The organism is Deltaproteobacteria bacterium (assembly GCA_023382265.1).
Classification (GTDB): domain Bacteria; phylum JAMCPX01; class JAMCPX01; order JAMCPX01; family JAMCPX01; genus JAMCPX01.
This window is the reverse complement of sequence record JAMCPX010000054.1, coordinates 69,620-94,171: the sequence shown is the minus strand read 5'-3', so window position 1 is coordinate 94,171 and position 24,552 is coordinate 69,620. Positions and strand designations below refer to the sequence as shown.

General features: G+C 40.5%; 21 protein-coding genes. All 21 read left to right on the top strand.

Annotated elements, in window-relative coordinates; all coding sequences use genetic code 11:
* Positions 1-97 precede the first annotated feature (97 nt).
* A complete protein-coding gene (locus tag M1381_09860) occupies positions 98-442 on the top strand; it encodes a hypothetical protein (GenBank protein ID MCL4479386.1) in 345 nt (114 codons plus the stop codon).
* 33 nt (positions 443-475) lie between these two features.
* On the top strand, positions 476-1,204 hold the full coding sequence (locus M1381_09855; GenBank protein ID MCL4479385.1) for a hypothetical protein: 729 nt from the start codon (positions 476-478) through the stop codon (positions 1,202-1,204).
* Between the two features lie 60 nt (positions 1,205-1,264).
* A complete protein-coding gene (locus M1381_09850) occupies positions 1,265-1,876 on the top strand; it encodes a hypothetical protein (GenBank protein ID MCL4479384.1) in 612 nt (203 codons plus the stop codon).
* Positions 1,857-5,051 (top strand): transglutaminase, encoded by a 3,195-nt coding sequence (locus M1381_09845; protein ID MCL4479383.1) that lies wholly within the window; start codon positions 1,857-1,859, stop codon positions 5,049-5,051. Before M1381_09850 ends, M1381_09845 begins: the two co-directional genes overlap by 20 nt.
* Positions 5,052-5,069: 18 nt before the next feature.
* A complete protein-coding gene (locus M1381_09840) occupies positions 5,070-5,546 on the top strand; it encodes a hypothetical protein (GenBank protein ID MCL4479382.1) in 477 nt (158 codons plus the stop codon).
* 30 nt (positions 5,547-5,576) lie between these two features.
* The gene (locus M1381_09835; GenBank protein MCL4479381.1) at positions 5,577-5,876 is read left to right on the top strand and encodes a hypothetical protein; all 300 of its coding nucleotides are present in this window, start codon (positions 5,577-5,579) and stop codon (positions 5,874-5,876) included.
* Complete coding sequence (locus M1381_09830; protein MCL4479380.1) at positions 5,863-6,993, top strand: hypothetical protein; 1,131 nt, start codon at positions 5,863-5,865, stop codon at positions 6,991-6,993. Before M1381_09835 ends, M1381_09830 begins: the two co-directional genes overlap by 14 nt.
* Before the next feature lie 3 nt (positions 6,994-6,996).
* Positions 6,997-7,806: a hypothetical protein gene (locus tag M1381_09825; protein ID MCL4479379.1), complete on the top strand. Its 810-nt coding sequence runs from the start codon at positions 6,997-6,999 to the stop codon at positions 7,804-7,806.
* Between the two features lie 34 nt (positions 7,807-7,840).
* Complete coding sequence (locus M1381_09820) at positions 7,841-8,452, top strand: hypothetical protein (protein ID MCL4479378.1); 612 nt, start codon at positions 7,841-7,843, stop codon at positions 8,450-8,452.
* The gene (locus M1381_09815; protein MCL4479377.1) at positions 8,433-9,491 is read left to right on the top strand and encodes a hypothetical protein; all 1,059 of its coding nucleotides are present in this window, start codon (positions 8,433-8,435) and stop codon (positions 9,489-9,491) included. The genes M1381_09820 and M1381_09815 overlap by 20 nt, the downstream gene beginning before the upstream one ends.
* 9 nt (positions 9,492-9,500) lie before the next feature.
* Entirely contained in the window at positions 9,501-10,001 is a 501-nt protein-coding gene (locus tag M1381_09810) for a hypothetical protein (protein ID MCL4479376.1), read from the top strand.
* 68 nt (positions 10,002-10,069) lie between these two features.
* On the top strand, positions 10,070-10,273 hold the full coding sequence (locus M1381_09805) for a hypothetical protein (protein ID MCL4479375.1): 204 nt from the start codon (positions 10,070-10,072) through the stop codon (positions 10,271-10,273).
* Between the two features lie 108 nt (positions 10,274-10,381).
* The gene (locus M1381_09800; GenBank protein MCL4479374.1) at positions 10,382-10,816 is read left to right on the top strand and encodes a hypothetical protein; all 435 of its coding nucleotides are present in this window, start codon (positions 10,382-10,384) and stop codon (positions 10,814-10,816) included.
* Positions 10,800-11,009 carry a hypothetical protein gene (locus M1381_09795; GenBank protein MCL4479373.1) on the top strand — a complete coding sequence of 70 codons (210 nt, stop codon included), beginning with the start codon at positions 10,800-10,802 and terminating at the stop codon, positions 11,007-11,009. The genes M1381_09800 and M1381_09795 overlap by 17 nt, the downstream gene beginning before the upstream one ends.
* A gap of 21 nt (positions 11,010-11,030) precedes the next feature.
* Entirely contained in the window at positions 11,031-11,525 is a 495-nt protein-coding gene (locus M1381_09790; protein MCL4479372.1) for a hypothetical protein, read from the top strand.
* Between the two features lie 101 nt (positions 11,526-11,626).
* Positions 11,627-12,229 carry a hypothetical protein gene (locus tag M1381_09785; protein MCL4479371.1) on the top strand — a complete coding sequence of 201 codons (603 nt, stop codon included), beginning with the start codon at positions 11,627-11,629 and terminating at the stop codon, positions 12,227-12,229.
* Positions 12,219-13,085, top strand: coding sequence for a hypothetical protein (locus M1381_09780; GenBank protein MCL4479370.1), 867 nt, complete (start codon positions 12,219-12,221; stop codon positions 13,083-13,085). The genes M1381_09785 and M1381_09780 overlap by 11 nt, the downstream gene beginning before the upstream one ends.
* Positions 13,082-13,966, top strand: coding sequence for a hypothetical protein (locus M1381_09775; protein ID MCL4479369.1), 885 nt, complete (start codon positions 13,082-13,084; stop codon positions 13,964-13,966). Before M1381_09780 ends, M1381_09775 begins: the two co-directional genes overlap by 4 nt.
* Positions 13,947-17,132: a transglutaminase-like domain-containing protein gene (locus M1381_09770; protein MCL4479368.1), complete on the top strand. Its 3,186-nt coding sequence runs from the start codon at positions 13,947-13,949 to the stop codon at positions 17,130-17,132. Before M1381_09775 ends, M1381_09770 begins: the two co-directional genes overlap by 20 nt.
* An 18-nt stretch (positions 17,133-17,150) precedes the next feature.
* Positions 17,151-17,627: a hypothetical protein gene (locus M1381_09765; GenBank protein ID MCL4479367.1), complete on the top strand. Its 477-nt coding sequence runs from the start codon at positions 17,151-17,153 to the stop codon at positions 17,625-17,627.
* A gap of 28 nt (positions 17,628-17,655) precedes the next feature.
* Entirely contained in the window at positions 17,656-24,516 is a 6,861-nt protein-coding gene (locus M1381_09760; GenBank protein ID MCL4479366.1) for a carboxypeptidase regulatory-like domain-containing protein, read from the top strand.
* Positions 24,517-24,552 lie beyond the last annotated feature (36 nt).

Sequence of the window (24,552 nt, the reverse complement as noted above, 5' to 3'; positions counted from 1 at the left end):
CTTAGTTTCTATAAGACTATTTGTTAACCCCCTAAAAGATAAAGTAACGGACAAACTATTGAAAAAAAGATTTGCAAATCATTTTAAAAGTATAATTTTGATTATCCTTTATATAGATCTTGCATATAGCATCAATATTACGACTAAGCTTGCAACAGACGTGTTATGGTTTCTTATAGCAGCCATATACCTGGTTTTTATAATAGTGAAAGTGGCTCAGGATTGGCAACAAGTAATGTCCGTTCTTAAAATCATTTTTGAGAACAAAGTATTAACTAAAAAAATATTAAACTATTCAGGATTATGGATTGTACTGGTCATACTCGGAATCTATCGGGCGCTTACAGGATATTGCATAATACTTGGTTTATGGATGATATTATTGCTAATAGAATTTAAAGCTCAATCTAAGCACAAAAGCGATGCCGGATGTTCACAATGAAAATAATTGATAATAGATAATGAGGAGATTTCTTTGAATTTGATTATATGGACAAAGAATTTGTTTAAATTCATTGGGAACACAAATGCTCCAGTCGATAGTGTAAATAAAATTGATAAAGCATTAATAATTTCAAAGATAGACAAGGCAAGCATTTTAACTTTATATGGTAATAAATCAAAATATACTGGATTTATTGCCATAATTGAAACTATTATATGGTTTATAGTGTTAGAAGTCATCATTGGCAATTCTCATTCCATAAGAACAATGCTTTTATTCGGAGTTCTTTATTTCTGTTGTTTCTTAGTGTTCCAAGTAGTACTCCAAACAAAATATGTTGGAGACACAGTCATTATTTTTGAAGACAAGATAATGGCGTTGAATTGGCTTTATGCAAAAGAAACTTTGTGGAGCGGAGTTAAGGAAATCCATATATACCCAAAATATCTCACTCAAGATATACGTGAAAACGTTCGGTCAGTTTTCGAGGAAAAACCTGCCAAAGTTGTTTGGGTTAATATAAAAATCAGAACGAACGAGAATAAAGTAATCCGAATCAATACAGCCTATTCTCACAATGATGAAATACTAAATTATATTAAAGAAAAACACAAAGACAAAATTATAATAAACGATGCGAAAGGTATGTTAGTCAATCGTGAAGCTTTGCTTGCAATAGTAAATGGCTTCATTATCGGCCCTTTCGTTGTAGGAATGGTTTATTTGTTAAACTACTGCATTGGACTGATTGTGAAATGAGGAATAAAATGAAGGTACTTAAATGATACCATGCTTATTGTTGTTCTATGAGGAGGAATTGTGAGAAAGGGATTATTGTTGGCAATAATTATTTCTTTGTCGTCTGCCTTTTCTGCTCATGCACAGTCTACTCTAATCAACGGCGGTCTTTCATGGCTGGGAACCCAGGCAAATCCCGATGGCTCTCTCGGCAATATTACCTCCACAACCGATATTACCCGCACGACAGTAGCAGTGATAGATACATTACAAGCATTGGGGCAGACGAACACGACGTTTTATTCCAATGCCGTTTCATGGCTACAGGGTCAATCTATCAGCACCACGGATTATCTTTCCGAACGCATGTTTACACTTTTGTCAGGCGGTAGCGATGAAGGGTTGCTTGTATCGTATATAGACAATGCAAGCGGGGTATGGGGAGGCTATGAAGGTTACGGTATAAACAATCTCGACACCCTCCTCGCCCTTCAGGCCCTGAAGTCCGTGAACTACTCCAACTTCTCCACGATCAGCAACGCCCTTTCCTATCTTGTTATCAAGCAGAACTCGGACGGCTCATGGAATGAGGATGCGTATTCAACGACCTATAAAAGAATTTTATTTACATCAAACGTATTGTTCATTTATAGAAACAGTATTAGGAGGGTTAATGAAGATCGGTTTTCATAAGGATATTTTCAAACCTTCTTTGTTAAAGTCAATCGCTGTTTTCCTGATATTCGTATTTGCATGGACGAATCTCGGGATCTATCAGGTTGTATATGCAGCAACCGCCAATAGTGGCGAGCATCAAGTAGCGAGTAGCGAGAGAAATAACAACAGAGAATTTTCTGGATTTCCCCCTGATAAGGGGGATGCAAGGGGGTTAGAAACCCTCGTCACACGCATCCGGGAGCGGTCCGAGAAAGCAGAGAGCAAGATCCAGCAAGTAGGTATTAAATCTGAGCAAGCAGGATTCCAAAAAGAGAAATCCGAGCTTGAGCAAGCAGATATAAACATCAGAGCTCAGTTCAAACAAACCGAGCAGCGAATAAAGGGCCTTCCGGCTGTAATCCAGCAAAGACAAAAAGCATTTGAAAGAAAGTATGAAAAGAACCTTGCGCAGCTTAAATCAGAGCTTGATTCAATAAATACTGCGAAAACAAATACTCAGTTCACGGCAAGGACAAGGAAGCTCAAGGTATTTCTTGATAAGATAAAACCACCCTCCCGGCACATCAAATTCAATCCGAACAAACTACCGCATAGGATGGTTCACCCCGTTAGAAAATTGACCTTTACGAAATTGGAATCTCCGGATCAAGCAATAGCAAAATCAACCGCATCTTCTAACGGGGTAAAACCCGTGTGGAGAAGTCCGGGAAAGCTATATAGTGCCTCGTCATTCCTGCGAAAGCAGGAATCCAGAGAAACAAAAGACTGGATTCCGTATCAAGTACGGAATGACAGCAATAATAACATCGGAGATATTCCCCAGTCTGTCATTCCCATGAAAACGGGAATCCAGAATCCCATCCAGCTTGCCTCCATTGGCTCGCTCAACGGCATACTTTCATCCGCAATCGTCCAGACCATCCCTCCCCCGACGGCCGCAGACCTAACATCCACAGTAGAAGTCCAGTTTACCCCTGCAATCCTTGCAAAGGCAGCAGAGCTAAATCACAACCCGGTACAGATCTACAACTGGGTCTATAACAACATAGAATACGTCCCGACCTACGGCTCTATTCAGGGTGCAGACATGTGCCTCCAGACCATGCAGTGTAATGATATGGACACAGCAAGCCTGCTTATCGCATTACTCCGCGCCTCCAACATTCCTGCCCGCTACGTTTATGGCACAATCCAGTTACCTATTAATAAAATCATGAACTGGGTAGGCGGGTTCACAGATGCAAAATCCGCATTAGAGCTGATGGCTCAAGGCGGCATCCCAATAACAGGTGAAGTGGCTGGCGGTAAGATAGTAGCGGCAAAGATTGAGCATGCATGGGTCGAAGCTTATGTGAATTACTTTCCATCAAGAGGAGCACGCAATGGTCCCGGCAATGAATGGATACCCCTGGATGCAAGCTATAAGCAGTATACCTATACACAAGGAATGAATATCACACAGGCAGTGCCGTTTGACGCCCAAAGCTTTATAAACCAGATTACCTCCACAGCTACAATAAATACACAACAAGGGTATGTAACAAACATTAATGCGGCATACATATCCCAGACCATAGCAAATTATCAGGCACAGGTAGCAAACTACATTTCTCAGACAAACCCCAATGCAACGGTAGGGGATGTAATCGGCAAGAAGACTATCATTCAGCAAAACTTTCCGTACTTACTTGGTACAATACCATATCAGGTATTAGCAAAAGGCTGGGAGGCTTCAGAAGTACCTGATAATTTGAGGTACAAGATATCATTCCAGATTACCAATCCACAAACCTTACAGACGGATATAAACTATACAGTAAGTTTGGCACAGATAGCAGGGAAAAGACTCACATTGAGCTATGTGCCTGCAACCAGTGCGGATGAAGCTGTAATAGAATCTTATATGCCAACAGGCAGTTCAATAACCATCAGTTCCCTCCCGACATCGTTACCAGCATATTTAATCAAAATGGTACCACAATTGATGGTCGATGGGCAGGTAGTGGCTACAGGTAGCTCTATAGGATTAGGTGGCTCTGAAACTCTTACGATGACCTTTACAGATGCAAATCAATATGCTGATACAGCCACAACGAACCTAACAGCGGGTGAGTATTACGGGATAGGAATAGACGCTGGTGGTGTATCATCACAAACGGTACTCAATCTGAAAAACGCACTAAGTACCATTCAAACGAGATTACAATCACAAGACTTTACCGGCATGACAAAGGATGATATTTTTGGGAGTCTACTTTATACAACAGCTGTTTCATATTACGCCGAATATGATATGATGGATTGGACACAAGCGAGAGAGATGGGGGTGGTAATAGCAAGGATTCCATCAGAAGCGGTATTCTCCGTTACGATGAACGTAAGCTATATGTTTGGTGTAGCTACGAATATAAGCCCATCTGGTCTCAAGATGGATGTACAAAGGAACTTGGAACTTACGCAAGCTTCGGATGGAGATAACAATAAGGTAATTCAATACATGTTTGCAAGTGGCATGAACTCATCAGCACTCGAGAACAATGTACCAGAACAATTATTTTTCATGTCAAACAATCCTGTGCAAGGTATATCAGCAATAAAGGCAATACAAATAGCTAATGATGAAGGTATCCCGATATACACAGTAAATCAATCAAACATCTCTACTGTATTACCACAACTTCAGCTTCCATCAGATGTAATTTCAGATATTCAGAATGCAGTAAATGCAGGTGAAGTTGTTACCGTTCCCCAAATGCAAATAACCTACAACGGCTGGACCGGTGTTGGCTATATAATCATAGATCCTACGACAGGTGCAGGGGCGTATATGATCAGCGGTGGATTAGGCGGTGCGATGATCCTCATGCTTGCTCTTGGATTTGCACTTTTAGCTTTAGCAATAGCCGCGGGCCCCATTATTTTTGCTATTGCTGCATTACTGTTGCCAGCTTACCTTTCGCTTATCGGTTGGTTAATACTCGAAGCAAGTCCAACTGCGAGGGCTTGTGTTCTTGCGTTAACTATGGTTGCAGTTTTTTTCTTGTTTGAACTTTGGATGGTTGATCCGATAATTGAAGTGTTGCTTGCAGCGATTATTCCTACTGCTGGTATAGAACAGATTATCTCAATACTTGAATTAGCTCGTGAATTACCCGAAATAGGAAATAAGTGTTTTGGTACAAGTCCATGAGGAAAGCAAGGTCTTAATATGAACAACCAGACAATTCTTATCATAATTCAAACTATAATCTTGTTTATAAACATTATTTATTTAATATTGACATCAAAAGAAATCGAAATAAAACTTAAGGCTGCGGTTTCTGTATTGATTCTTTTTTCTATATTAGGAATATCAGTATTAACCACTACATATACGTCACTAAAAGAAAGAGTCATAGAGGGAATTATATACTTAATTATAGCTGTAATAATAATTTCAATTCCACTGATAATTGAAAAAAAGGTCGCGGCATTTTTGAAAATGCCTTTTTACGTAATAAAAACTCATAAGGAAATATCATTTATTGTTTTAATTTTGTGGGTCATCGGAATAATATTTATTTATTTCAACCTATATGCAGAATGGTTTATCCCTGCAGCTGGAATGTTGTTTGTATGGATTGTAAAGGTAGTAAAAGACAATAAAGCAACATGGTTTATTGGTGGACCAAAATGGTTCGACTAAATAGGCTGGAATATGAATGAGTGTGAGGGTATGAAAAAACATATATTAATAACAAAATGTTTGTCGATTTTAGTATTCTTAATCTTTTTGTCTTCCTTGAATGTTAATACTGCCTATGCTCAATCCAGTGCAATAACCAATGGTCTCTCATGGTTAGAGACTCAGTCAAATCTCGACGGCTCTCTCGGTAATATAACCTCCACAACAGATATTACCCGCACGACAGTAGCAGTGATGGATACATTAGTTGCTGATCGACGGGCAGGTAGTCGCAACAGGCAGATCTATAGGACTTGGAAATGGGGAGACACTTACCATGACCTTTACTGATGCAAATCAATATGACGATACGATCACAAAGAATCTCATTGCAGGAGAATATTATGGCATAGGCATAGACGCTGGTGGTGTATCTCAGCGACAGCTCCTTGCATTAAAGGCGAAACTTACAACAACGCAAGCTAACCTTTCTGCACAGAATTTCACAGGTATGACAAAAGACGATATTTTAGGGAGTCTTCTTTATACCACGGCAGCAGCTTACTATGCTGAGTATGACATGATGGATCAGATGCAAGCAAAGATGATGGGGGTAGTAATAGTGAGGATCCCTTCAGATGCGATCTTTTCAGTTTCAATGAACGTAAGCTATATGTTTGGTGTAGCTACGAATATAAGCCCATCTGGTCTCAAGATGGATGTGCAAAGGAATTTGGAACTTACAGAAGCGCTAGACGGGAACATCAGCAAAGTAATTCAATATAATATTCAATCAGGTATGAATTCCTCGGCTCTTGAAGCCAGCGTTCCAGAACAATTATGGTCTACACCTCTCCATCCTGCACAAGGCATATCGGCGGTAAAAGCAATCCAGATTGCAAACGATCAAGATATACCAATATACTCAATAAACCAGAGCAACATCAATGCTGTCTTATCGCGGCTTCAGCTTCCATCCGATGTCATCTCAGACATACAGAACGCTGTAAACGCAGGTGAGATTGTTACTGTTTCTCAAACAGAAATTAACTTCAATGGTTGGACTGGAGTTGGGTATATCATTATAGATCCAACCACTGGTGCAGGCGCATATATGATAAGCGGAGGAGTTGGTGGTAGCTGGACGTGGATAATCTGGTTGGCAGCCGAGATTATCTGCATAGTAGCAATAGCACTATTAGCAGTTCTTTTATCATCTGGTAGCGTAGAGGCGTTCCTTGCTTTAATGGCTGCAAATTGGGTTGAATTTACTGCTCTTATTAATTCAATATATTTAACTGGTGCAACTACAATTATAAATTTTCTCACATCGAACTTTTTCACAAATAAAATTGTTCCATCATTTGCTGCGTGTTATCTACGAACACCAGTAACGGGTTTGCCCAATGCGAACACCTTAGAATGTATGGCAGTCGTAATCACCCTATTATATTTATTAGGTTTATAAACAATGAATAACAAAAAAAGTTACCCTCCTCTAAAATGGAATAATTTGAAGTATTGGGAAAAAATAATATTGCTATCATTTCTTTTAATTATATTTGATATTGCCTCTATAAATTATAATCTCTTTTTCCCTTCTTTTAAAAATCGATCTATTTACATAGTATTTTCAAGTATCTGGTTATTAATATTAACAGCCGTCTCAGGAAGACAAGAATTGTTGCTTTACTTTACTAACAATCTACTATCGACAACCAAAGATTGGTTCATCAAGAATAATAATATAAAACAATTTGATACATTATCTTGGAGTTATTATGACAGTAAGTATAAGAAAAAAGTTATGTATTCTTATATTCTTATTGGGGTATATATATTGTTTGCATTTATGTTTCTTTCCACTAAAGATTTATCATTCAAAACTTGGACTGCCGCTGTAGTAACTTTTTGGATATATTTTATATGGTATTTGAAATCTGTTTATTTACAAAAATATTTTAAAGGGATAGTTGATGCACATACCACCAGTTTACCCCATAGTGGAGATATAAATTCTTTAAAGATTGACGTGGTAGGGTTTAGTAAAAAGAATGTAGCGGCTTGGATTATATCTGGGGTAATAGTACTTTGTGGTATTATCCTTTATTTATTTAAGTATATAGAGATATTTAATGTTGTAACAATTTTCTGGTCTGCATTTCTTTATCCTGCTGTCAGATTAACAATAGACTTGAATATACAGTTTAACCGTTTTTCCTCAGCACTTGAGAAAGCAAACTCCGATCTTTCCCCAGCAAAAGATGATGGTGCTCAATGATTCCATACCCATCGTTGCTTTATAAGAAGGAATTATGAGAAAAGGCTTATTATTAGCAATAGTTATTTCTTTCTTATCTGCCTTTTCTGCACACGCTCAATCCACCACAATAACCAACGGCCTCTCATGGCTGGATACTCAGTCGAACCCCGATGGCTCTCTCGGCAATATTACCTCCACAACCGATATTACCCGCACGACAGTAGCAGTGATAGATACATTACAAGCATTGGGGCAGACGAACACGACGTTTTATTCCAATGCCGTTTCATGGCTACAGGGTCAATCTATCAGCACCACGGATTATCTTTCCGAACGCATGTTTACACTTTTGTCAGGCGGTAGCGATGAAGGGTTGCTTGTATCGTATATAGACAATGCAAGCGGGGTATGGGGAGGCTATGAAGGTTACGGTATAAACAATCTCGACACCACCCTTGCCCTTCAGGCCCTGAAGTCCGTGAACTACTCCAACTTCTCCACGATCAGCAACGCCCTTTCCTATCTTGTTATCAACCAGAACTCGGACGGCTCATGGAATGAGGATGCGTATTCAACGACCTATAAAAGAATTTTATTGACATCAAACGTATTGTTCATTTATAGAAACAGTATTAGGAGGGTTAATGAAGATCGGTTTTCATAAAGATGTTTTCAAACCTTCTTTGTTAAAGTCAATCGCTCAAACGGTACTCAATCTGAAAAACGCACTAAGTACCATTCAAACGAGATTACAATCACAAGACTTTACCGGCATGACAAAGGATGATATTTTTGGGAGTCTACTTTATACCACAGCCATGTCATATTATGCCGAATACGACATGATGGATCAGATGCAAGCAAAAGCAATGAATGTAGTAATAGCGAGAGTTCCATCAGATGCGATCTTTTCAGTTTCAATGAACGTAAGCTATATGTTTGGTGTAGCTACGAATATAAGCCCATCTGGTCTCAAGATGGATGTACAAAGGAACTTGGAACTTACGCAAGCTTCGGATGGAGATAACAATAAGGTAATTCAATACATGCTTACAAGTGGAATGAATTCTTCAGCACTGGAAAACGGTGTGCCTGAACAACTATTTTCTACGCCTACTAATCCTGTAGAAGGCATATCAGCAGTAAAAGCGATACAAATAGCCAACAATGAAGGCATACCGATATACACTGTAAATCAATCAAACATCTCCGCTGTATTACCACAGCTTCAGCTTCCCTCAGATGTAATTTCAGATATTCAGAATGCGGTGAATGCGGGCGAGGCGGTAACAGTTTCAAAGACTCAGATAACCTACAATGGCTGGACTGGAGTAGGGTACATCATTATTGATCCAACAACCGGTGCAGGGGCTTATATGATAAGCGGCGAGTTGGGTGGAGCGATCCTTGCATTTGTTCTTATTGGGTTACTTGCTTTTCTTGCGCTCACTGCACTGGGAGGAGAATTCGTTTTAATCCCTCTGATTGTATTATACCTTTCGCCACTATATGGATACTTCATATATTGGTTAGCTGGGGAATCAACGGAGGCACAAAGAAAATGTACTGTAAAGATTATGCAAGCTGGGCTTGCAATAGCAGACTTAGTATTCGAGTATGAAACTTTACCGCCCAATATAACTGAGATGATAATATTCGAGATTTATAACGACATAAATGAAGTAATTAAAGAGTGTTTTTAAAGGGTATTTATGGATTGGAAAGATTTAATAATATTCACGATTTTGTTTGCCATATGGGCATGCGCTGATACTCTCAAAAAATATGAAAACAAGAGATTAAAAAACATCTTATGGAGTATAGTTACAGTCACTATTGGTATGGTGTGGATTGTAATATTTTTAGTCCGTAACACTCTGCTGCTTGCTTTAATAGGTTTTCTAACATCACTTTTTTATATTGTGATTGTTATAATTCAAACAATATTTAAGAATAAAATACCCCTAAAAGTATTTTCTCAAAAAGATAGGGTTATTATTAAACGCATCACAATTATCATGGGTTTGTGGGGTATAGGTGTTTCACTTGCTTACCTCCAATTATATTTGGTGTGGTGGATATTGGTATTCATAGTTCTTACATGGGTTATTATAAATGTTGTAAGAGAACAAACGAAAAAGAACCCATCCAGCAAGTTAGATATAACTGAACAAGAACAAAATCATCCCCCCAATGACAAACCTAAAAGTTAAACATGAACGGTATATTGTTAAAAACAAATATTTTAAGAGGAAATTTAAGAAATTTCCGGAGAATCGGTATGTGGATAAAAAAAATATATAAATATTTTGGCAATACAAATGCTTCACTTGATAATGTATACGATATAGAAAAGGTCATGATTATTTCAAAGGTAAATAAAACAAATCCTCTGTCTGATGATCTATCATCTTTTTTCATTACTATACTATCCGCTATTCATTCAGGTAAAGAGGTTACAGATGAATGTCTACGAAAGAAATAGTGTATTGGATAGGGAATACAATTAACAATGTCTCAACCATTCATATCATTAGAAACGTATTATAAAACTCTATTACCCCAAGTAACATTTATAGTGTACCTGTCTTCTATGAAAATATTGGCTAACAATTTAAAAGGCAAACTAAAAGGTATACAGATAGATAAAATCTTAACGAGAATTTTCGTAAGCATATTATTGCTTGTTGTTTATTTAAATGTTGCGCTCCTCGACATAGCAGTACTTGGAGCGAGAGATGAACTGAGATTAGTAATTGCCGCAATATTTTTAGCTGTTTTGATAGTGAGAATGATTCAGAATTGGCAACAAGCTAATTACATTTTAAAAAGTATTTCTGAAAATAAAGTTTTAAGCAAAAAAATATTAAATTATATGGGATTGTGGGTGTTTTTGACTATACTCGCAGTCTATAGAGTGTTTACAGCATATTGGATAATACTTGGTATATGGGTGGTATTGTTGCTAATAGAAATTAAAGCCCAATACAAACATAGAGGTGATATTCACAATGAAAGTAATCAATAAGATAATAGATATAATATTGGGGTTGTTTCTCATAATGACAGGGTTGTTTCTGCTATTACTGTACGTATGTTTACACGCAAAGGCCGATAATGCTCTCATAGCATTTTCGATGATATTGTTTTTATTGGTACTTGGTATAGGAGCAATTGTTTTGGGTGTGCGACGAATATTCTCAACCCTTACAAAGACGTAAAAGAATAGAAATGAGGATTTTATGTATAAGCGTATAATATTTTTTGCATGTGTATTTTCACTATCATTCTCTCTATCGGCTTTTGCTTGGAGTGATAATATTACCCAGGGGCTTAATTATCTAAATTCTGCCCGGAACCTTGATGGCTCTCTCGGCAATATTACCTCCACAACCGATATTACCCGCACGACAGTAGCAGTGATAGACACATTGCAGGCATTGAGTCAGACGAATACAACTCTCTATAGTAATGCTATTTCTTGGCTGCAGAGCCAATCTATCAGTACAACGGATTATCTTTCCGAGCGTATGTCTACGCATTTATCAGGCGGCAGTGATGAAGGTCTGCTTGTATCGTATATAGACCCGGCAAGTGGAGTATGGGGAGGGTATGAAGGCTATGGGATTAACAATCTCGACACTGCCCTTGCCCTCTCTGCCTTAAAATCCGTCAATTACTCCAACCAGACTACGATCAGCAATGCGATTTTGTATCTTATTAACAACTGGAGCTAGGACGGCTCATGGAATGAGGATGCGTACTCAACAGCCCTTAAAACGGTTTTCTTGACTTTACACATGCCGTTCGTTAATTAATGCAAAAATACGGAGGGTTAATGAATCTCGTCTCTCGTATCGGTTTTTATACGGTAACAGTTTCAAAGACTCAGATAACCTACAATGGCTGGACTGGTGTTGGGTATATCATAATAGACCCATCAACAGGAGCCAGTGCCTTTGAAATATCAGGTGGATTAAGTGGAAGCGGGAATACACAGAAGAGTGATCCTTTGGTTGATTTACTTAAAGGTACATTTGATGGTTCGGCAATGGGGGTGTTAGACGCATTTATTCAGGCTTTAAAGATATCCAGTAAGACTGTGACCAATTTATATAAGTGGACTAATGGACTTTTGATAGGTTTATCTGCGCTTTTTATGTTGTTAAATGTATACTATAAAACTGGTAGCCCTTTAAAGGGGTTTGAAGCTGGCATAGTCGATCTTTTGTTTAGTATACTATCAAGTCTGGTTATTGGCTCGATTGTTGCATTTTTAGGAGGAGGGTTTTTGATAACTATTGTTGTAACTATAGTAATTGCAACACTCACAGTATTACTTGAAAATTTCATTCTTAAAGAGGCTGGTCTTGCTTTATTGGAGCTAATTAAAAAATATTGTGTGAATAAATTCCATCCAAGGTATGTTTATGTATCCTAAAAAGTATAGTTTAAGAAGGATATATCTTATTCTTTTATGGTATGAGCTTTTCATCCTTAGTATTCTAGTAATAGGTATGTTTATTATCATGCCAGTGGAAATCTTAATAAAAAAACATCCAATCTGGAATGATAATACTATACTTTTTATAGAAATATTTTTGTTGTTTGTTATAGCTCTAACCATTTGGAGAAAAGCTACATTTACAAAAAAGGATTTTGTTGAATTTATAAAATCCTTTAATTTTAAAAATATTAAGAGACCGTTTTATCGCTCATTTTGGAGTTGGAATGATGCTCATAGATATAGCGAAGGATTTATTGATGGAATTTATATTGTTGCAAGAATAGATATGCCACATTTAGCTTATTCTCCTTCCCATCAAATCGTAGTAGATAGGGCAGATCAATCTAACAATAAATCAAAAGTAAAAGATTCCAGAAGAATAGATTATACTGGCAAATACATGGATGAAGAAAGCCGAATAGAGCTTTTTTCTTTAATCAAGGGGCCATTTAATGTTGATGTCAAAATAAAGATAGAGGATGATGAAAGGGATGTTCCAACAACCGATTGCCCAGAGATAGATAAAGCCATCAGAACTTTGCTAAGCGATGTCAAGTATTTTTATGCACGGTTAATCTTTAATAAAGATTGTTTAAGAATGACCATTATTGGTGGCTCATGGGAAGGCGAGAGATTCAGACAAAAAATCATCAAAGGCTTCGAGATATTCCAAGCAATGAACAATGAACTCAGAAAGAAATATACTGTAGGGAGCTGGGATAATTGGGATGTGAGATGGGATAAGAAAGGAAATTTCTTTTACTTAGCACCAAAGGAAGGACAGGCATGATTAGAGCAAAAAGCTGTTTGTCATTATTTGCTTTGTTCTTTTTGTTACCTGTATCAGCAAATGCCCAGCAAGGGGCTATAAACAACGGTCTTAATTATCTCCAAGCTTCTCAGTTAACAGAGGGAAGCTGGTCAAGCAGTATAGTAGCTGAATATTATGCTACAGACGAAGTATTAACAACCCTGAATGACCTTGGACAAAAATATACTGATTACACCAACAGCATCAATTGGATTACGTCACAGCCCTTATATAATGTTGATCGTATTTCCAGAAGTATTGCCTTATTAAGCTCTACAGGCAATTTAAGTAATTTATTGTCATATCAGAACCTCGACAATGGATGGGGAATAGGGCAATTCTTCTCAACCGATACCCTTGATACCACCCTTGCCCTCGATGCGTTGAAGGCGGTTAATTACTCCAACCAGACCACGATCAGCAATGCGATTCTTTATCTTGTTACCAATCAGAACACTGACGGCGGTTGGGGATTTTATGCCGGGGACGACAGTAATGTGTATATGACCGCGATGGTTTCGTACACGCTTGAGCAGTTTGCAAGAACAAGTACCCTTGCAACAGCTTTGAACAACGCCATGAACTATCTTACAGCCCACCAGAACTCTGATGGCGGATTTGGTTCAAGTCCGTCCACAGTATATGAGACTGCTCTCGCGTACATAGCTCTTGTAGGACTAACAACGGACAATACCATTTTAGGCAATGCAGCAAATTACCTCAGTTCGACACAGTCAGCAGACGGAAGCTGGAATGAGGATGCATACTCAACGACCTATAAAAGAATTTTATTGACATCAAACGTATTGTTCATTTATAGAAACAGTATTAGGAGGGTTAATGAAGATCGGTTTTCATAAGGATATTTTCAAACCTTCTTTGTTAAAGTCAACTGCTGTTTTTCTGGTATTCGTATTTGCATGGACAAATCTCGGGATTTATCAGGTTGTATATGCGGCAACGACAAGCAATAGTGAGCATCAAGCAGCAAGCAGCGAGAGTAAACCTTCTCCGTCATTTCCGAGAAATCGGGAATCCAGTTTTCCTGATAAGGAATTAGAAAAGGCATTAGAAAGGATACGCGAAACAATCAGCAAGCCTTCCACGACCATTCCCTCCCCGCTTTCAGCGAGATCAACTTCGGCAGGAATACAGCCTTCCCCCTCTGTCATTCCCGAGAAATCGGGAATCCAGACGGAATTAAAACAAGAACGCGCCGAGCTTGAGCAAGCTGATGTAAGAATACGACAACAATTCAAACAAACCGAGCAGCGAATAAAGGGTCTGCCGGCTGTAATCCAGCAAAGACAAAAAGCATTTGAAAGAAGGTACGAAAAGAACTTTGCAGTGCTCAAAGCAAATCTTGATTCAATAAATACTGCGAAGACAAATACTCAGTTCACGGCAAGGACAAGGAAGCTCAAGGTATTTCTTGATAAGATAAAACCACCTTCACGGCATATTAAATTCAACCCGAACAAACTACCGCATAGGATAGTTCACCCCGTTAGAAGATTGACCTTTACGAAATTGGAATCTCCGGATCAAGCAATAGCACAATCAACCGCATCTTCTAACGGGGCAGGACCAGTATGGCGGGAGCCAAGGATGAATTATGGCAGACAGCGTAGCTCAGTGGGTAGTGAGGGGAACGATAACGAAACCGCAGCAGATGCCGAGACAGGAATCCAGTCCCCTATTCAACTCGCCAGCCTCACAACCGACAATCTCTTATCGTCCGCACTTGTCCAGACCATCCCTCCCCCAACGGCCGCAGACTTTACATCCACAGTAGAAGTCCAGTTCACCCCTGCAATCCTTGCAAAGGCAGCAGAGCTAAATCACAACCCGGTACAGATTTATAACTGGGTCTATAACAACATAGAATATGTCCCAACTTACGGCTCAATTCAGGGTGCAGACATGTGCCTCCAGACCATGCAGTGCAATGACATGGATACTGCAAGCCTGCTTATCGCATTACTCCGCGCCTCCAACATTCCTGCCCGCTACGTCTACGGCACAATCCAGTTACCAATAAATCAGGTAATGAACTGGGTGGGTGGGTTCACAGATGCAAAGTCAGCATTAGAGCTGATGGCTCAAGGCGGCATACCTATAACAGGGGAAGTAGCTGGCGGTAAGATAGTAGCGGCAAAGATTGAGCATGTATGGGTAGAAGCGTATGTAAATTACTTTCCGTCAAGGGGAGCACGCAATGGTCCCGGCAATGAATGGATACCCCTTGATGGGAGCTATAAGCAGTATATCTACACACAAGGAATGAATATCACGCAAGCAGTGCCGTTTGATACCCAAAGCTTTATAAACCAGATTACTTCCACAGCTACGATCAATACCCAGCAAGGGTATGTAACCAACATTAATGCAAACTATATATCCCAGACCATAGCAAATTATCAGACACGGGTAGCAAACTACATATCTCAGACCAATCCGAATGCAACTGTAGGAGATGTAATCGGCAAAAAGCAAATTATTCAGCAAAACTTTCCATATCTGCTTGGCACAATGCCATATAGGGTATTAGCAAAAGGCTGGGAGGCTTCAGAAGTTCCTGATAACCTAAGATACAAGATCACATTTCAGGTTACCAATCCGCAAACCTTACAGACGGATATAAACTATACAGTAAGTTTGGCACAGATAGCAGGGAAAAGACTCACATTAAGCTATGCACCTGCAACCAGTGCGGATGAGGCTGTAATAGAATCTTATATACCAACAGGCAGTTCAATAACCATCAGTTCCCTCCCGACATCATTGCCGGCATATCTGATTAACATGGTGCCGCAATTAATGATTGCTGGGCAGGTAGTGGCTACAGGTAGCTCTATAGGATTAGGTGGCTCTGAGACTCTGACCATGACCTTCACTAATGCAAACCAATATGCTGATACCTCTACAACAAACCTGACAGCGGGTGAATATTACGGCATAGGAATAGATGCAGGCGGTGTATCATCTCAAACGGTACTCAATCTGAAAAACGAACTAAGCACTATTCAATCAAAATTGCAGGCTCAAGACTTTACTGGAATGACAAAGGATGATGTTTTGGGGAGTCTACTTTATACCACAGCCATGTCATATTATGCCGAATACGACATGATGGATCAGATGCAAGCAAAAGCAATGAATGTAGTAATAGCGAGAGTTCCCTCAGACGCGATCTTTTCTGTTTCACTGAATGTAAGTTACATGTTTGGAGTAGCAACGAGTATAAGCCCGGCTGGATTGAAGATGGATGTACAAAGGAACTTAGAACTTTCACAGGCTGCGGATGGAGACAACAATAATATTATCCAGTATATGCTTGCAAGTGGAATGAATTCTTCAGCATTGGAAAACGGAGTACCAGAACAATTGCTTTCTACGCCAACCAATCCTGTAAAAGGCATATCAGCAGTAAAAGCGATACAAATAGCCAACAATGAAGGCATTCCTATATACACTGTAAATCAATCAAACATCTCCGCTATATTACCACAGCTTCAGCTTCCCTCAGATGTAATTTCAGATATTCAGAATGCGGTGAATGCGGGCAAAGTTGTTACTGTTTCACAAACACAGATAACCTACAATGGCTGGACTGGTGTTGGGTATATCATAATAGACCCATCAACAGGAGCCGGCGCATATATGATCAGCGGAGGATTGGGCGGCGCGATGATCCTCATGCTTGCTCTTGGATTTGCACTTTTAGCTTTATCAATAGCAGCAGGCCCCATTGTCTTTGCTATTGCTGCATTATTGTTGCCAGCTTACCTTTCGCTTATTGGTTGGTTAATACTCGAAGCAAGTCCAGCTGCGAGGGCTTGTGTTCTTGCGTTAATTATGCCTGTCGTTTTCTTCTTATTTGAATTTTGGATAGTCGACCCTATAATTGAAGCTTGGCTTGCAGCATATATTCCTACTGAAGGTATAGAACAAATTATCTCATTACTTGGATTAGGTCGTGACCTGCCAGAAATTGGAAATAAGTGTTTTGGTGTAAGTCCATAAAAAAAGTAGGATCATAATATGAACAACCAGACAATTCTTATTATAGTTCAAACTGTAATCTTGTTTGTAAATATTATTTATTTAATATTGACATCAAAAGAAATCGAAAAAAATCTTAAAGGTGCAGTTGGTGTACTAATGGGTTTTGCTGCTTTAGGGATATTAATATTAACCACTACATATACGTCACTAAAAGAAAGAGTCATAGAGGGAATTATATACTTAATTATAGCTGTAATAATAATTTCAATTCCACTAATAATTGAGAAAAAGGTTACGGCATTTTTAAAGATGCCTTTTTACATAATGAACACTCATAAAAAAATAACAGTTATTGTTCTAATTTTGTGGCTAATCGGGATGATATTAATTCATTTCAACCTATATGGGTGGTGGTTTCTGTCCGCTGGAGGAATGTTAATGGTATGGCTTATAAAGGTAGTAAAAGACAATAAAGCAACATGGTTCAGTGGACCAAATTGGTTCGGTAAATAGGTTGAAGTATGAATCAAAGGATGAAAGTATGAAAAGGAATAACTTTTTAATAAAAAGTTTAATCAAGTTAGTCTTAATAATTTTTTTTGCTATGTTCAGTATTTCTACTGCCCATGCCCAATCTACTGTGATAACCAATGGTCTTTCATGGTTGAGTAATAATCAGAACTCCGATGGTTCAATCGGTAATATAACCTCCACAACCGATATTACCCGCACGACAGTAGCAGTGATAGACACATTGCAGGCATTGAGTCAGACGAATACAACTCTCTATAGTAATGCTATTTCTTGGCTGCAGAGCCAATCTATCAGTACAACGGATTATCTTTCCGAGCGTATGTCTACGCATTTATCAGGCGGCAGTGATGAAGGTCTGCTTGTATCGTATATAGACCCGGCAAGTGGAGTATGGGGAGGGTATGAAGGCTATGGGATTAACAATCTCGACACTGCCCTTGCCCTCTCTGCCTTAAAATCCGTCAATTACTCCAACCAGACCTCGATCAGCAATGCGGTTTTATATCTTGTTACCAACCAGAACACAGACGGTGGATGGGGGTTTTATGCCGGGGATGATAGCAATGTGTATATGACAGCGATGGTTTCGTACACGCTTGAGCAGTTTGCAAGAACAAGCTCAATTGCAACAGTCCTTAACAACGCCATGAACTATCTTACAGCCCACCAGAACTCTGATGGTGGATTCGGTTCAAGTCCGTCCACAGTATATGAGACTGCTCTCGCGTACATAGCTCTTGTAGGACTAACAACGGACAATACCATTTTAGGCAATGCAGCAAATTACCTCAGTTCGACACAGGCAAACGACGGAAGCTGGAATGAGGATGCGTATTCGACAGCATTGGCACTAAGGGCATTATATTTATCAGAAAACAAGCCTTCTCCACCGCCTCAAGTAACGACTGGCACTATTACAGGTAAGGTGGTTGATGCTTTAACGAATCAGTCATTAAATGGTGTGTCTGTTATTCTTGTAAGCAATCCATCAATATCTGCAACCACTGATAGCTCCGGCAATTTTAGTCTTGCTAACGTACCACAGGGTTCTCAGCAGGTAAGTTTTTTATTAGCTGGATATGCTTCATCTACAGTTACAGCGAATGTATCTGGAGGTTCTGTTGTAAATCTTGGCAATATTGGTCTTTCAGTGATCCAGACAACCGGTATCATAAAGGGCACTGTTACCGAGGCATCCAGTGGTCAACCACTTGGTGGTGTAGCAATAACAGTAACCGGTGCTTATAACCGCAGTATCGCAACAGGGGTAGATGGCAGTTTCATATTTACTAATGTTACTCTTGGTAGTGTAACTATAACAGCATCCAAAGCTGGATATTATCCTGTTTCAGGCACAGGAACGGTTGTAGCAGGAGGGATACTTTTCTTTAACCCACAATTAAGCACCCAGCCGCCTACAGCGACAACAGGGAGTATTACCGGCAAGGTTTTGGATGCATCAACAAGCCAGCCGATTACGGGTGCTACAATCTCCATATCAGGGAGACCATCTGCAACAACCGACGCACAGGGAGTGTTCCTTGTTCAGGGCATTACTGCGGGAACATATCAGGTAAGTATTTTTTCCTCAGGATACACAAGCCAGAACTATCAGGTAATGGTATCAGCAGGTGCAACGGCAGACCTGCAAACAATTTACCTTATGCCGATACCGACATCGACAACAATCACAGGTAGGGTACTCGACGCGATGACCGGCGCGCCGGTTACCGGTGCGAGTGTCATGATAGCTGGGACAAATCTTTCCGCAAAGACGGATGCAAGCGGGATGTACACGATAAGCGGAATAAGCGCTTTGGCATTCACGGTGATCGGTTCTGCGCCCGGGTATGACAGCACGATCTTTGAAGTAACGACAAACGGTTTTGGCACAATCACCATAAACTTCCAGATGAACGAAAGCCAATCCAACAACATAAGCATTATCTCGCTGACAACGGACAACGTATCCTATTCGGCGAATGCGAATGTAAGCATCATTGCGAGCATAGAGAATACCGGTGCGACACCCATTACCGGGATTGTGACGGCAGAGATTCAGGACATGTACGGGCAAGTAATTGCTGTTGTTGGTCCGCAGAATCCTAAAGCAACGTTTGTCCCATCCAGTATAAATCAGGCAAATATGCAATGGAACACGGGGCAATTCCCGGCTGGAACTTATAAAATCATCTTAAATGTCACCGGTTCACCATTGTCTCAATACCGTGGCTTTACCGGGACCGTATATGCGCAAAAGTCAACGGAGATAAACATAGAATCATCAGCCCAGTTGATTGGCTCGATATCCCTTAATCCGCCTGTGACCTCTGCGAACACACCCACATTTATAGAAATATCTGCCGGGATACGCAATAACGGAAATATTCCAATCAGCACGCCAATGCAGCTTACGGTATCTCTGAATAACAATACCATGTACACGACAGATACAACAATATCAAATCTCGCTATTAATCACATTCGAATGCTCGATCTCGGCGGCTTTATACCGCAGGAAGGAGGGAATTATTCGGTAATTCTGAATGCAACAGATCCGTCCATAGCATCTGATATAACAACAACCTATTATGTAGGTCCGTATGCAGTGGCAAGTTTTACAGTAAGTCCTCAAATAGCACCGCCGGGAAATATAAACATAAACGGCGACATACATTTGACTGCAGGGGGTTTATTAACAGGCACAACAAACAATCCGATGAAGACGTTGATGCTGGATGCCATACAAAAGGGTGTAAACTACGAGCAAACAGAGGTCGTCCAGTGGGAGGACCAGAATAGTAATACGCAGGGTGTGAGCGGTCCTTGTTATGGTTGTCATGTTCAGAGTCAAACGTTGGTAGGGCTTGAACTTGCAAGCAATAAGGTAACAGTAGATACATCTCTTGCATGGAATCTAATGAATTTTCTAAGAAGTATACAAGGGCTATATGGAACTGGGGATGTATCGAACTACTATGGGTATGGCTCTATAGATTCAACAATGCTGGCATTATGGGCTTTTAGTTCTTGGCATAATGTCAGTGATGTGCAGAACAACATAATCAGTGCTGCGAATTATCTGTTATTAAAAACCAACCGTTATGGAACAAACGAGGTTTATTGGTTAACTAATTATGTACCTTGGGACCTGGACTGGTGGAGCAATCCCGTGTCTATGACATCTATTGGATTAGTTGGGTTTACAGAGGCATATACAATAACGAATAATCCGGACTATTTGAATACGATAGAACAGGCAGAAAGGTTTGTCATAAATCCGGGAAGCTTCATCACAGCACCGGATATGATGATTATGGCTCATCAGATCATTGGACTTGAATCTGCCGGTAAAGTTGTAAGCGATACTGTTTTGAATGCACAAGCGGATAACCTGATTAATAGTAACATATTACAGTTAGAAACCAATCAAAATTCAGATGGAGGCTGGGGTAGATATATAGGATGGCAAAGTGATTCATTGGTTACGGCACAGATACTGTATGCTTTGTTGCAAACATCAGTAGATCCTTGGTCTGCTGTTATAAATAAAGCAATTAATTTTTTAATTAACGCACAACAGCCTGATGGATCATGGTATAGTCAGGATGGAATAATGAACACGAGGCTTGCGGCTACAACATGGGTGATTATTGCATTACCTGTTGCAGCAGAAAAGGTACTTGGTGTGAATACATCCACGAATCTTGTATTGCCATCTAATATTATATTGAATAGCTCAATCCCAACCCCGACAAGTATAACAAGTCTTCCAACTGGAGAGACCGGGTATAACTGGAGTGTTACTTCAGTAGATGCCAATGGCACAGATATTCTATTAAATCTCACATTAAAGGATTTAGGACTTGGAGAAAGCAAGCCGGTTGCAGATTCGGCATATCTGTCATTTCAAAACACATATAATGGGCAAACAGTAAATATGAACATACCGATCCCTGAGGTTACAGGTACAAGCTTTATACAGATGAATCTTGCTACAGACAAACCAGTTTATTCTGCCAATACAGATGTAAATATAAGTACCAGTATATATAATGGTTCAGCGTTTACCGACAGCCTTGTATTATCAATGGACATAGAGGATGCCAATGGCGTAACCGTGGCAACGTTTGGTGATGTGAACTTACCGGCGATTTCATCCGGGCAGTCCGTAACGCAGACAACATTCTGGAATACCGGCACCGTACTTTCAGGACCGTACATGGTACATGCTATTTTGACAGATACTGCAGGCAAGGAAGCAGAACAATTTACCAGCTTTACGATCCTTTCTTCGGGTGCGATTACAGGCACAGCGGTGATAAGCTGCGATATAAATACTGATAAGATTTCTTACAACCCTAACGAAATTGCCGTTATAAACGGGACTGTGAACAACCTAAGCGCAAACACCATGCTTTCCGGTGATGAGATGGAGATCTCAGTATTGAATCCATCAGGTGCGATTGTCGGAGGATATTCTGCATTGATACCCTTGCTTGTGCCTCAGGGATACTTCACGGCAAAGTACAATTGGAACACAGGCATAAGCTCTGCGGGTACCTATCAAGCAGTACTAAAGGTACTGGACAGCTCAGGTACGCTCCTAACACAGGCAACGACAAGCTTCGGTATAAACTCGACATCGGATAACCTCACAGGTCTTACCGGCGTCATAAGTATTGCACCTCAGAGCCTTGAGTCCGGGAATAATATATCCGTGAGCTACTCGATAACCAATAACGGCAATTCAGGTGTGAGCATAACACCGTCGGTCATGCTGGTAAGCCCGCAAAGCCAACAACCGTTGACCATAAGCACAACCAGTGCATCCATAGCAACTCAGGCTACTTACGGCAATACGTTCAGCTATCCTGTGACCTGCCAGATGTTCGGCGATTATATCGCAGCTTTGAAAGCCTCGAATGCCAAGACAGTGGCACAAACCTGGTTCAGGGTGGTTGATCTGACCCCGCCTGTTGTATCTATCACAGGGGTCGTTGATAACGGCTGCTATAATACCCCAAGCCCGGGTATAAGCATCACGGACTGCCATCTGTCATCGCAGAGCATTTTGTTAAATGGAAATCCGTATGTAAGCGGTACGCCAATAAGTACTGACGGCAATGATGTACTTACAGCAACAGGCAGTGACCTTGGCGGCAATGCAACGACCAAGTCGGTACATTTCAAGGTTGATACCATAGCGCCATTGATAACAATTACAGGTATAACAGATGGAGTCGCATATACATCATCTGTAACCCCTGTTATAAGCATAAGCGATGCAAACCTGATAAACTCAACGATAACACTTGATGGTATACCTTATATCTCTGGTACCCCTATTACAGAACAAGGCAAACATATACTTTCAGTATCAGCCTCAGACTGTGCGGGTAACCAATCGGCAGAGTCTGTAAGCTTCACAGTTATGAGTGTAAAGCTGGATGTGACAAAGGGCATGATTACACCGCCGGGGGTATTGATATTCGATATGGACCAAAAGGAAGGAGGAGGGTGTGATAAAGACAGGCATGATACGGGTAATTATTCAGGACAGTTGATCAGTGCGCTGACTACACTCCTGACCAATGCCGGTTACTATTATACGGTTACCGATACGTGGGATGGGTTTGAGACTGCATTTGATACAGGTATGTATAACCGATATGTCCTTATATCCTTGTCCAACGATGATGCCTATGTAAAGAAGAACGAGGGCTCTACCGGAAAACTTGATTCCGGCTTCGAGGATCGTGGTGAAGATCATGACCTTATCCAGAAAGAGCTCAGAGAAGCTGTCAACATGGGAGACGGGTTGGTTGTTATAAAGTCCAACCCCAACGATCTGCAGTGGCTCAAGGATGTTACCGGTGTCCAGTGGCTGGGTCAAATGGATGATGAACAAAGGACATTGAGGAATGTCATTGTGGAGCTCCGGACAGCCCTGTCACCATCCGGCGGGACACTGACACTCACCGGTCAGCACACCGCAGTAAATATGACATTAACTACAGCCGGCATGGCAGGTTATTATTCACAGGCGGCACAGAAATGTGACTATAAACACGACGATCATGACAAAGACAATTGCACCTGCGATGATGACCACGATAAGGCCTCCAGAACGAACGTTGCCATGGCAATGAACGTATACGGCATGGGTGAGGCAGTGAGCATGGGCTTTGACCCGTCGTATATCAGCGAGACGACACAGGCACAGGGGCTTATACTCAATACCTTGAGCTTTGTGGGTCCCAACTATCAGTACATGCCATACAGGCTGTATCCATCAAGCACACAGGGCATACAGATCAGCGTCACAAACCTCGGTGTGGCCGTTGGCCTGAACATAACCGAATCTGTGCCTGCCAATGTAGGAATAGGGCAGGTGTTCAACAACGGAACCATAACAGACAGCACCATCCTGTGGCACTACGCGTTGCCGGTATCAGCATCTGCAGCGTTCTCCTACACCGTGACCATGCCGCAGACAGCGAGTTCTTATACCTTCACCACAGGTGTCTGGTATAACAACGGCCCGCAGCTCACCCAATATGGCTCATATCCGTTCACTGTAACAGTGACCATAGAACCAAGGGCACTGTTGAAACAGATCATATCGGATGTGGAGAACCTAAAAGTCAGCCACTCCGATAAAGAGGACAAAGAAAAGGTATTGGAGCTCTTGAACAAGCTGCATGCGAAGCAGGATACAATCCAGCCGCAGGAGGCCGTAGATATAATCCTGAATGCCATCGATGAACTAACGGAGATCCAATCTGCGGATATAACCCAGATAAGACTCAATCTGGATGTGGAACTGAGGATGTACGAGATGAGGAATAAAAGCGCAGAAGATTAACATGGTTAACTTAAATAATGCCTTAGGAGATTCTGT

Coding starts and splice junctions, on each gene's coding strand:
- M1381_09845 (MCL4479383.1), top strand. CDS start 1,857: ATGAAGATCGGTTTTCATAAGGATATTTTCAAACCTTCTTTGTTAAAG.
- M1381_09840 (MCL4479382.1), top strand. CDS start 5,070: ATGAACAACCAGACAATTCTTATCATAATTCAAACTATAATCTTGTTT.
- M1381_09835 (MCL4479381.1), top strand. CDS start 5,577: ATGAAAAAACATATATTAATAACAAAATGTTTGTCGATTTTAGTATTC.
- M1381_09830 (MCL4479380.1), top strand. CDS start 5,863: ATGACCTTTACTGATGCAAATCAATATGACGATACGATCACAAAGAAT.
- M1381_09825 (MCL4479379.1), top strand. CDS start 6,997: ATGAATAACAAAAAAAGTTACCCTCCTCTAAAATGGAATAATTTGAAG.
- M1381_09820 (MCL4479378.1), top strand. CDS start 7,841: ATGAGAAAAGGCTTATTATTAGCAATAGTTATTTCTTTCTTATCTGCC.
- M1381_09815 (MCL4479377.1), top strand. CDS start 8,433: ATGAAGATCGGTTTTCATAAAGATGTTTTCAAACCTTCTTTGTTAAAG.
- M1381_09810 (MCL4479376.1), top strand. CDS start 9,501: ATGGATTGGAAAGATTTAATAATATTCACGATTTTGTTTGCCATATGG.
- M1381_09805 (MCL4479375.1), top strand. CDS start 10,070: ATGTGGATAAAAAAAATATATAAATATTTTGGCAATACAAATGCTTCA.
- M1381_09800 (MCL4479374.1), top strand. CDS start 10,382: ATGAAAATATTGGCTAACAATTTAAAAGGCAAACTAAAAGGTATACAG.
- M1381_09795 (MCL4479373.1), top strand. CDS start 10,800: ATGAAAGTAATCAATAAGATAATAGATATAATATTGGGGTTGTTTCTC.
- M1381_09790 (MCL4479372.1), top strand. CDS start 11,031: ATGTATAAGCGTATAATATTTTTTGCATGTGTATTTTCACTATCATTC.
- M1381_09785 (MCL4479371.1), top strand. CDS start 11,627: ATGAATCTCGTCTCTCGTATCGGTTTTTATACGGTAACAGTTTCAAAG.
- M1381_09780 (MCL4479370.1), top strand. CDS start 12,219: ATGTATCCTAAAAAGTATAGTTTAAGAAGGATATATCTTATTCTTTTA.
- M1381_09775 (MCL4479369.1), top strand. CDS start 13,082: ATGATTAGAGCAAAAAGCTGTTTGTCATTATTTGCTTTGTTCTTTTTG.
- M1381_09770 (MCL4479368.1), top strand. CDS start 13,947: ATGAAGATCGGTTTTCATAAGGATATTTTCAAACCTTCTTTGTTAAAG.
- M1381_09765 (MCL4479367.1), top strand. CDS start 17,151: ATGAACAACCAGACAATTCTTATTATAGTTCAAACTGTAATCTTGTTT.
- M1381_09760 (MCL4479366.1), top strand. CDS start 17,656: ATGAAAAGGAATAACTTTTTAATAAAAAGTTTAATCAAGTTAGTCTTA.